Origin of the sequence: Gilliamella sp. Gris1-4, assembly GCF_001690335.1 — a bacterium.
Taxonomy (GTDB): Bacteria; Pseudomonadota; Gammaproteobacteria; order Enterobacterales; family Orbaceae; genus Gilliamella; species Gilliamella apicola_P.
The window spans coordinates 1-9,831 of sequence record NZ_LZHA01000046.1; the positions used below are offsets into that span (position 1 = coordinate 1).

Genomic DNA, 9,831 nt, shown 5'->3' on the forward strand with positions numbered 1-9,831 from the left:
ATTCAACTAAAATTCATCTTGCGGTTGATAGTGGTGGTTTGCCTATTTGTTTTGAGCTTTCTGAAGGACAACGACATATGATATCACTTATGCAGAAAACCTAGTTGAAAGGCTCGATGAAGTGAATACAGTGATAGCTGATAAAGGTTATGACAGCGAGTCTTTTCGGTGCTTTGTTCGTCAAAAAGGCGGACGAACGGTGATTGCTAAACGTAATTATGGTAAGGATATAGATAAAAGCAGTATGGATAGGTGCCTTTATCGCTATCGTCATTTAGTCGAGAATGCCTTTGCTAGAATCAAGCAATATCGTTCAATATCAACTAGATACGATAAGTTAGAAAGGAATTATGCCAGTATGGTATCACTGGCATTTATGTTAATGTGGCTGCCAATATATTGTTGAGTAATTTATGTACAGCAAAGATCAACAGCCCCTAATATTAACCCAAACCAATAATCTTCCACCATAAAATTCCAACAGTAAATACGATAATTAAATTTACAATACTACAAATAAACCCAACTTTCCACCAAGTTTTTACTGGCACAAAACCTTCGGCAAATAATAGTGGATTTCGAGCATTTGCAAACTGTGTAATTGATCCAAAGTAGTTAGTACAAATAACCAACGCAAAAATTGCAGTTAGAGTTGGTACGCCTAAGGCAATAGCGATCGATAAGAAAACGGGAAATAATGCAGCAATATGAGCATTTCCACTTGCAAAGAAATAATGTAAATAAACATAGGCAACACATAAAATAACTAAAACTAATACCCAACTACTTTCATCTAAATGACCTTGTACAGCTACACCTATTGTGTCCCCTAACCATTTTGTTACACCAAGTTTATTAACTTGCCCCGCCATCATAAGTAATGCCGCAAACCAAATTAATGTGTCCCAGGCAGCTTTTTCTCCTTTAATATCATCCCAGCTTAATACACCAGATAAGATCAAAATAGTTAAGCCAATAAACGCAGTAGTTGTTGAATCAATACCGAAGTTTTTACCAAAAATCCAAAGCGCTAACAAAAGTACAACAGTAACACCCATAATGATTTCTTTAACAGTAATTACCCCCATTTTCTTTAATTCTTCAGCCGCTAATTTTGGCGCTTCCGGTGTTCTTTTTAATTCTGGATTAGTCAGAAAGTAAATCACCAAAGGTATCACAACGAATGAAACTAAACATGGCCCAATTGCTGCAACAAACCATTCCCCCCACCCTAATGTAATACCTAGTGATGTTGTAACTAATTTAGCGGCTAATAAATTTCCTGTAAATGCCGTTAGAAACATTGCCGAGGTGATATCATTTACATGGCTAATAGTTAGCATTAAAAAAGTACCTATACGGTTTCTTGATTCATCTTTAGGATTGGATTTAAAATTAATTGCTAGCGCTTCCGCTATTGGATAAATAACTCCGCCAGCACGTGCTGTTGTACTTGGAATAGCTGGTGCCAATGCAATATCTGTAACGGATAAACCATAAGCAAGTCCTAAGGTATTTTTACCCAAAAATTTAACAAGATAATAGGCTATTCGTTTACTTAAACCTGTTTTGATAAAACCACGAGCGATCATAAAGGCAATAACAATTAACCAAATAAGACTACTATTTAATTCGCTTAACGAGATTTTTATTGACTCAGTCGCTGTTGTTGCACCAGATGGTCTCAATACAGCAAAAACAGTAATTGCTAATAGACCAATTGCGCCAATTGGCATTATTTCGGCAACAATACTGGCAATTGTTGCAACAAAAATTATGCTGGTTTGCCAACCCTCTTGACTAATACCTTCAGGTGGAGATACAAACAACCAAAATATCGCTGAAATTACCACAATAATGATAAGTGGCAACCATTTTACTGGTGGTTTCTTTACTACGCTCATAATATTTTCCTTTTTAACTTAAATATTATTTAATTTATAAGATTTAATTCAGTTACAATAATACTATTCTTTGTTTGGCTATTATTTATAATTGCTCATGTTTGCATAATCAAAAAAATTCAATAAAATCAACAGTCTACCTGAATGTTTTTTGTGAAAAGACCTATATGTTAAGTCATTTACACAAAAACAAAATTCATAAAAAATAATAAAATTATATCGTTAACTAAAATCGCATTTATCGCAAATTGAATAATCAATCTATTTTTATAGTGTATTGAGTATCGGTTTTTTGAAAACTAAAGTTATCAGGATTTATTAATGCTATAGTTTTATTTTTTAGCAAAAATATGGCTGATAAATTTTGATTCTTTCGCAAATACGCCTTACTTTTCTCAATCCCCCATCCATAAAAAACAGTCGAATAAATATCGCCTTCTAATGAAGAATCTGAAATTATTGTCACACTTTCAAGTTCGTTGTCCAACGGATAGCCTGTTTTGGGATTAAATATGTGATGATAAAGTTTATTTTTTTGCATAAAAAAGCGCTCATAAATTCCCGATGTGACAACTGATTTATTTTTAACTTTAATAACGCCAGACAGCTCATCACTAATTGAAAACGGTTTTCTTAATCCTATATTCCAATAACCACTTTGTTCTGTTAAACACTCACCTAAAGTTAATACATTTCCACCTAAGTTAATAATACCTTGATACACTTGATTTTCGAGTAAAACCAATTTGACGATATCAGCAATATACCCTTTAGCAATTGCACCTAAATCAATTTCCATTCCAGTTTTTTTTAAAAAAACGGAATGTGTGTTTGTATCAAGTTCGACATTTTTAGGATCAATTAACAATAGTTGTTGTTTTATTAATTCAGCAGATGGTACTTGATAACCTTGGAAACCAATCATCCAAAGCTTAACTAATGGGCCAATAGCAAAATTAAAGCAACTATTGAAATAAAGACTGACTTTTTGAGCTTGTTCAATTAGGGAAAAAATAGGTTGACTCACTGTCACTGGGTGTTTACCCGCAGCTAAATTAATTGACATAACTTCTGAAAATAGCCGGTTAACAGTCAATTTATCCTCAAGCATTTTAATAATTTGAAAAACAGTGTGTGCAACGGCTTCATTTGGCTCTAAAAGCGTTAATGACACCGTTGTTCCCATTAAAGTTTGAGAATATTCATATCTCGAACACACCATATTAAACAAGCTCAGCTAGTTGTAATAATTTAATTTTTAATATAATCAGCAGCTTTTTTACCCGCTTGTCTACCAAAAATAATGATATCAACAACAGCATTGCCACCAATACGGTTAGCACCATGTACACCGCCAACAACTTCGCCTGCGGCAAAGACCCCTTGGATGATATTTTTATTAGCATCTAGGACTTGTGTTTGGGTGTTGATTGTCACTCCCCCCATGGTATGGTGAACGCCCGGTGCGATCTTTATTGCATAGAAAGGACCTTTTTCTATTGGATGACGTATACCTGTTGTTCGGCCAAAATCCTCGTCTTGTTTGGTAATAGCAAACTGATTATAACGTTTTACTGATTTAGTTAATTTATTAGTATCAATTGATAATTTTTGTGCTAATTCTTCAATGGTATTTGCTTGTGATACAAGTTCATTTGAAACATATTCTTCCACTGCTTTGTTTTCATTACGGACTTGTTGATCAAATAAGATATAAGCATAGTGCTCAGGTAATTTTATAATCTCAGCTGAAACTTTATCCCTTGTATCAAGTTCATTAACGAATCGTTGACCATTTTGTGATACAAGTATTGCGCCTCCACCTCGAATCGATTCAGATATTAAATAAGATGTTGTTTGTTCAACCGTTGGGTGGATTTGAATCTCTCCCATATCAACGGTTCCTGCACCAAGTTTTTCCAATAACATAATGCCTGAACCGGTAGCACCTTTGTGATTAGTGGTGACAAAACCTTTAAGATCGGGTCGATATTTTTCAACCATTGTGGTATTGGCACTAAACCCACCAGTTGCAATAATAACTACTTTTGTTTTTATTACGTGATTTGAGCCATCTTCTTCTGAAACTTTAACACCAACCACTTTATTATTTTCTGTCATAATTTCAGTAACTACAGTATCAAGCATAACATCAATACCACGCTTATTGATGTTTTTAACTAGGCCACTAATTAAAAAACCACCTACTGCAGCACCACTTTCAGGGCGGTGAGTTCGATCAATACTCATTCCACCAGTTGTTGTAATACCACTTAATTCAATACCATTTTCATCTAACCAATCAATGGCATTTGGTGCATTTTCAACAAAATAATGTAATAAATCAGGGTTATTTTTATTTTTTCCGCCTGTCATCGTTTCGTTATAAAAGAGTTCTTTACTATCTGTAATACCTTTGAGTTTTTGGAATTTGGTTTCTGCCGCATTCATACCGGCTGAAGCTTTATTGGTATTACCGCCAATTACAGACATTTGTTCAACAATAACCACATTTGCACCAAGATCATGAGCTTGGATCGCAGCAGTAAGCCCTGCTCCACCACTACCAACAACCACAAGATCAAAGGATTGGTCATTTGGATCACCACCTTCCGCAATAATTGCTTCTTTATTAGATTTTGCCATCGCTTTAGTTACAGCTTTTTTAAATACCTCACATTGTGTCGTTGCGCCAGAAATAGCATCAACATGTGGACTGTTAGAGTCAATAATTCGATGCTTAATTTCAGTAAAATTATTTAATACTTCGCTATCAAAGTTGTTAGCATTAACGAGTTGTATATCTTTGATAAAATCATTTCCTAATTCAACATTAATCAAAAACTCATAAGATTCATCATTAACTTTTTCTTGATAATTACCAGGTTTGAATTTTTTAACATTAAGGTTCACATCCCGAATCAAACTTTCAACAAGCGAAAAATGCCATAGAGGTTCAGGGATATTCAGATCTTCACGTTTATCACTATTGATAAATAGCTCTAGTTTTTCACCTTTCTTTATGCGACTAACCCAATCAGGATAAGCAATGCAAGCTCGACCAACCGCAACTAAATCATAGCCATTGTCGATGGCACTATCCAAATCACTTTGATGAACAACATTACCGACACCTACAACAGGAATTTTTGATAAAATTGGTGAACGCATCGCAACAAATTTTTTAATTAATGGAGTTGGATCTTGAGTATCAACAATCGATGATCTAAGCGTTGTTCCCATTGAGAAATGGACATAATCAAGCCCTTTTAGGGCCAATTTTTCAAGCAAATACATTGTGTCATCAAAACGAATGCCTGGAATTTCTAATTCTTCTGGAGAAAAGCGATAACCAACGATAAACTCTGGAGATGCATATTGTTTTACCATACTATGAGTGATATCTAAGACTGCTAAAGGGAATTGAGTACGATTATCACGATTTCCCCCCCACTTATCATCTCGTTGATTTGAATTTGGTGAATAGAATTGCTGAATAAGATAAGTATTGGCACCATGAATTTCAACACCATCAAATCCAGCTTGGATAGCACGTCGCACTGCTTGGCCAAATTTTTCGATCATTTCATCGACTTCATCAGCGCTTAATGCTACTGGTGTTGCTGCACCAGGGCGTGGTGCTGATATTGCACTTGGCCCCACAGGCGATTGTCCACCAATTAATTTTGGCTCAACCATTCGCCCTCCATGGTAAACTTGAATTACTGCTTTGGAGCCTTTTTCTTTGATTGCCTTCGCAATCTTTGCTAATCCTTCAATTTTGTCATCACTATCTAAACCAATTGCACCAGGAAAAGCTAATCCTTTATTATCAACAAATCCACATTCAACAATAATTGTCCCTATTTCACCAGATCGTACACGATAATATTCAATTAGATCTTGAGTAACTGAACCATCATAAAAACCAGAACAAGTTGTCATTGGGGCCATCATTATACGATTTTTTAGTTCAACGCCATTAGGTAGAGTTATCGGACTAAAAATATGTTCATTTTTCATTTTTATATACCTACTCACTAGTATTTAAACTTTTTAATTATGATAACATTAACAATAGTTACTCTCCACATGGATTATCTACATTAATAACAACAAGTATCATTTTTTAGACAGAAATTTTTTTAGTGTTATTAAGCAATTATAAAATTATCACGATAAATAGGATAAGGTCATGCTTATTTTGGGTATTTTAGAGAGATTATATTGTCGGATTTATGATTTAAAATCTAGAAAAAAATACTATAACCTTTTCATTTGGTTAAATATTTTTATGATTTTTATATTGAACTTTAATTTTATTCAGATAAAATGTGTACAAATTTACACAATAGAGAATAACTTAATGTCTTTAATTCCAATTGGCAGTTCTGAATCAACCCCATCTTTCTACTCTCTATTGTTCCTATTTCTTAATCCTCCTTATGGAGGATTTTTTTTGGGCTCTAAAACCTTATTCATTTTATTTTTATTACAACTTAATACCCAACTTCACTTTAAGAACATGCATGATCAGGAGATAGTATGGAATCTTTAACACCTTTTTATAATCCTTCTATAAGCTACGAAGATAATTATGCTCAAGGACCATTTGGGCTTTTTACACAATTAGATAAAGCTGAGCAAATCCCAACAAAATCTTCAAAATTTTTAAACCATGACGTTAATTTACCATTTGGTATACCGGCAGGTCCTTTATTAAATGCAAACTACATAAAAGCTGCATTTGCCTATGGATTTGATTTATGCGTATATAAAACAGTTCGAACAAAACTACATAAATGTCATCCATTACCGAATGTGTTATCAGTTCATCCTAAAGGTAAATTATCGTGTAATTTAGATACAGTATTAGCTGATACTGCTTACAATCAACCTCTATCAATTACCAACTCTTTTGGGGTTCCTTCTTTTTCTCCAGATATTTGGCAACCAGATATGGCTGATGCAGTAAAATCTGCAGGTCATGGGCAATATGTAATTGGTAGTTTTCAGGGGACGCAAAGCAATGAAGCAATAGAAAACGATTATGCTTTAGCTGCAAAATTAGTTAGAGAAACCAATGCGCCTATTCTTGAAGCAAATTTAAGTTGCCCAAACGAAGGAGCAAGTAAACTACTTTGCTTTGATATAGATAAAATCGAACGCATTGTTAACGCTATTAAAACAGCAGTTCCTGATCGCCCACTTATTTTAAAACTAGCCTATTTCCCTGATGATGAAAGGATCGTTTCTTTATTGACTCGTGTCGGTTCTATTATCGACGGCTTAAGTGCAATTAACACACTGTCAGCTAAACCAGTTGATGCTAAAGGTAATCCTGCCTTAGGTGAAAATAGAAAAGAAGGCGGTGTCTGTGGAGATGCAATTCGTTGGGCTGGTTTAGATATGGTAAGTAGATTAGCTAAATATCGAAAAGAAATGGATCTAAAATTTGTTATTGTTGGTGTTGGTGGTGTTAGTTCTAGTGAACATTATCGTCAGTTTATTGATAATGGAGCCGATGCTATCATGAGTGCTACAGGTGCCATGTGGAACCCAATGCTTGCTATAGAAATTAAGAAAAATCTTAAATAAAATTACTTACAGTTAGGTTCACATTTGTTACAGGGTAACTTACCCTGTAATTTTTTACTGCCCATATACCCTACTGCATTCTTAATTTTTCCTAAAATAATAAAATAAAAGGTATTTACAATACAATTAAGGCCATTGCTAACATTTCAAACAAATTTATTTTTGTTGCTTTCTTTTTTTATATATAAGTTTGATAGTAATGATTATCAGTAAAATAGCTATAAAGACGATCTGAGATATTGTTCAAAAAATAGGTCGTTAATAAATAAAAAAGCACTTTTGGTAGGAGCTGCACGAAAATACTAACTGTCCCAATAAAAATGAAGCACTACCCATAATTATAAAAAACCATTTTTTAAACATTATTAAATGTGACTTAGAAAGGTTTCAGTATTCAATTCAATTATGGCGATGTTGATTATATTATAAAAGTGCAATTAGAAAATTTGAATTGGCGGAACGGACGGGGCTCGAACCCGCGACCCCCTGCGTGACAGGCAGGTATTCTAACCAACTGAACTACCGCTCCGCTTTATTTGGTAGCTTTAACGTCGAAACGTTAAAGTAGGTGTGATATTAAAGATTATTTTTATTCTCGTCAATAAAATTTTTAAAACATACGATCAATTGAATACAAAACAATCATTAATTTATATTCCACAATGCTCCCCCACTTTTTTTGTCAATTTTTTTTAAAATAATCTCATGTTCAGAAAGTTCATGTCCTGTGGCTCTGATTACTTTCAAAGGCACACCATTACGTTCTACTCTTTTAATTGAATTAGATTCTAATAAAGATGAGTTATTATCTTCAGAACTAAAAGACAATGTCGTTTGCCCACCTGTCATAGCTAAATAGACTTCAGCTAAAATCTCAGCATCTAATAATGCACCATGCAATGTTCGGTGGGAATTATCTATCTGATAACGTTCACATAACACATCTAAATTATTACGTTTACCTGGAAACAAACGCCTTGCCATAGCCAAGGTATCAGTAATAATACAATGATCAGCTGTTTTAAAATCCAGACCACAAAGACGAAATTCATAATCCATAAAACCTACGTCAAATGATGCATTATGGATAATTAACTCGGCACCATCTATAAATTTAATAAAATCGTGAGCAACATTTTTAAATATAGGTTTATCTTTAACAAAATCATCACTGATTCCATGCACTTTAAATGCATCTTCATCAATTAAGCGTTCGGGGTTTATGTAAACATGAAAATGGTTACCAGTTAAACGTCGATTAATAATTTCAACAGCGCCAATTTCAATAATCTTATGTCCTTCATAATGATTATTACCTTCTTGGTTCATACCTGTCGTTTCAGTATCTAATACAATTTGTCGTGTAGAATTATGGATCACTTTCTTCTCTTTTATATCAATCGTTGGGAAAAACTTTTATTTAGTGGTATAGTCTAGCACCAAAATTCCTTAAAGTTGATACATTCAAAAATCAATATAGTTCTTAATTTACTTAAGTCACAGAATTACAGTAAATAAATTAATAAAAAATTTAAATAGTCATAAATGAAATTAAAAAGATGTTAAAAAAAATTGAAATATATACTGATGGCTCTTGCCTAGGTAACCCCGGTTCTGGTGGTTATGCTGCAATTTTAAAATATAAAACAAACGAAAAAATATTATCAGAAGGTTTTTTTAAAACTACGAATAATCGTATGGAATTATTAGCTGCAATTGTTGCTTTAGAGCAATTAAAGCAGCCTTGTCAAATTGAATTATATTCTGATAGTCAATATTTGCGAAATGGAATTATTAATTGGATACATGGTTGGAAAAAAAATGGTTGGAAGACCGCCAACAAAAAACCAGTAAAAAATGTTGATTTATGGAAAAGACTTGATCAAGTAGTACAAACTCACAAAATTGAATGGATTTGGGTCAAAGGTCATGCTGGGCATATTGAAAACGAGCGTTGTGACATTATAGCTAAAACACAAGCTCAATCCCCTACACTACAAGATACTATATTTGAACAATGCATAAATGGTTAGGGCGTGTTGATCTTTCATGATTATTTTTTAGACGGCATGATGTGAGTTATAATAATTCAGCCAAAAACAACCATAACTCGATTCATCATGCCAAGAACAATGCTAACAGATAAACGGTGGGAAAAGCTACTACAAATAATGAAAAATACCGGCCGAGTTTATAATAAATCCGAGCATCGGATGACGTTTGAAGGGATCCTTTTCCGAATGAGAACCGGTATTCCTTGGCGAGATTTGCCAGAAGAGTTTGGTGAATGGAGCACTGTCTATAGGCGATTTAATTTGTGGTCTAAAAA

7 protein-coding genes, 1 tRNA gene and 1 pseudogene are annotated in these 9,831 nt (G+C 33.8%); 4 read left to right on the top strand and 5 right to left on the bottom strand.

What is annotated here, in order from left to right; genetic code table 11:
• Window positions 1-406, top strand: a pseudogene (locus A9G31_RS06080) (IS5 family transposase); the annotation flags it as partial.
• A gap of 37 nt (window positions 407-443) precedes the next feature.
• Here A9G31_RS06080 and A9G31_RS06085 read toward each other — a convergent pair.
• The 3 genes from A9G31_RS06085 to A9G31_RS06095 all read right to left on the bottom strand — a co-directional run bounded on the left by A9G31_RS06085 (window position 444) and on the right by A9G31_RS06095 (window position 5,927).
• The gene (locus tag A9G31_RS06085; protein WP_065560898.1) at window positions 444-1,904 is read right to left on the bottom strand and encodes a DASS family sodium-coupled anion symporter; all 1,461 of its coding nucleotides are present in this window, start codon (window positions 1,902-1,904) and stop codon (window positions 444-446) included.
• A gap of 256 nt (window positions 1,905-2,160) precedes the next feature.
• Entirely contained in the window at window positions 2,161-3,126 is a 966-nt protein-coding gene (locus tag A9G31_RS06090; RefSeq protein ID WP_065560899.1) for an FAD:protein FMN transferase, read from the bottom strand.
• Between the two features lie 29 nt (window positions 3,127-3,155).
• Window positions 3,156-5,927 (bottom strand): flavocytochrome c, encoded by a 2,772-nt coding sequence (locus A9G31_RS06095; protein WP_065560900.1) that lies wholly within the window; start codon window positions 5,925-5,927, stop codon window positions 3,156-3,158.
• 522 nt (window positions 5,928-6,449) lie between these two features.
• Here A9G31_RS06095 and A9G31_RS06105 point away from each other — a divergent pair.
• Complete coding sequence (locus A9G31_RS06105; RefSeq protein WP_065560901.1) at window positions 6,450-7,502, top strand: dihydroorotate oxidase; 1,053 nt, start codon at window positions 6,450-6,452, stop codon at window positions 7,500-7,502.
• Window positions 7,503-7,954: 452 nt separating this feature from the next.
• Here A9G31_RS06105 and A9G31_RS06110 read toward each other — a convergent pair.
• Window positions 7,955-8,031: transfer RNA gene (locus A9G31_RS06110), tRNA-Asp, on the bottom strand.
• Between the two features lie 116 nt (window positions 8,032-8,147).
• Window positions 8,148-8,882, bottom strand: a complete 735-nt coding sequence (gene dnaQ, locus A9G31_RS06115) for a DNA polymerase III subunit epsilon (RefSeq protein ID WP_255306974.1) — start codon at window positions 8,880-8,882, stop codon at window positions 8,148-8,150.
• A 179-nt stretch (window positions 8,883-9,061) separates the two neighbouring features.
• On the opposite strand from dnaQ, the gene rnhA reads away from it, so the two are divergent.
• Window positions 9,062-9,535, top strand: a complete 474-nt coding sequence (rnhA, locus tag A9G31_RS06120) for a ribonuclease HI (protein WP_065560902.1) — start codon at window positions 9,062-9,064, stop codon at window positions 9,533-9,535.
• A gap of 87 nt (window positions 9,536-9,622) precedes the next feature.
• On the top strand, window positions 9,623-9,831 hold a 209-nt coding region (locus A9G31_RS11420; RefSeq protein ID WP_141671360.1), incomplete at its 3' end, for a transposase.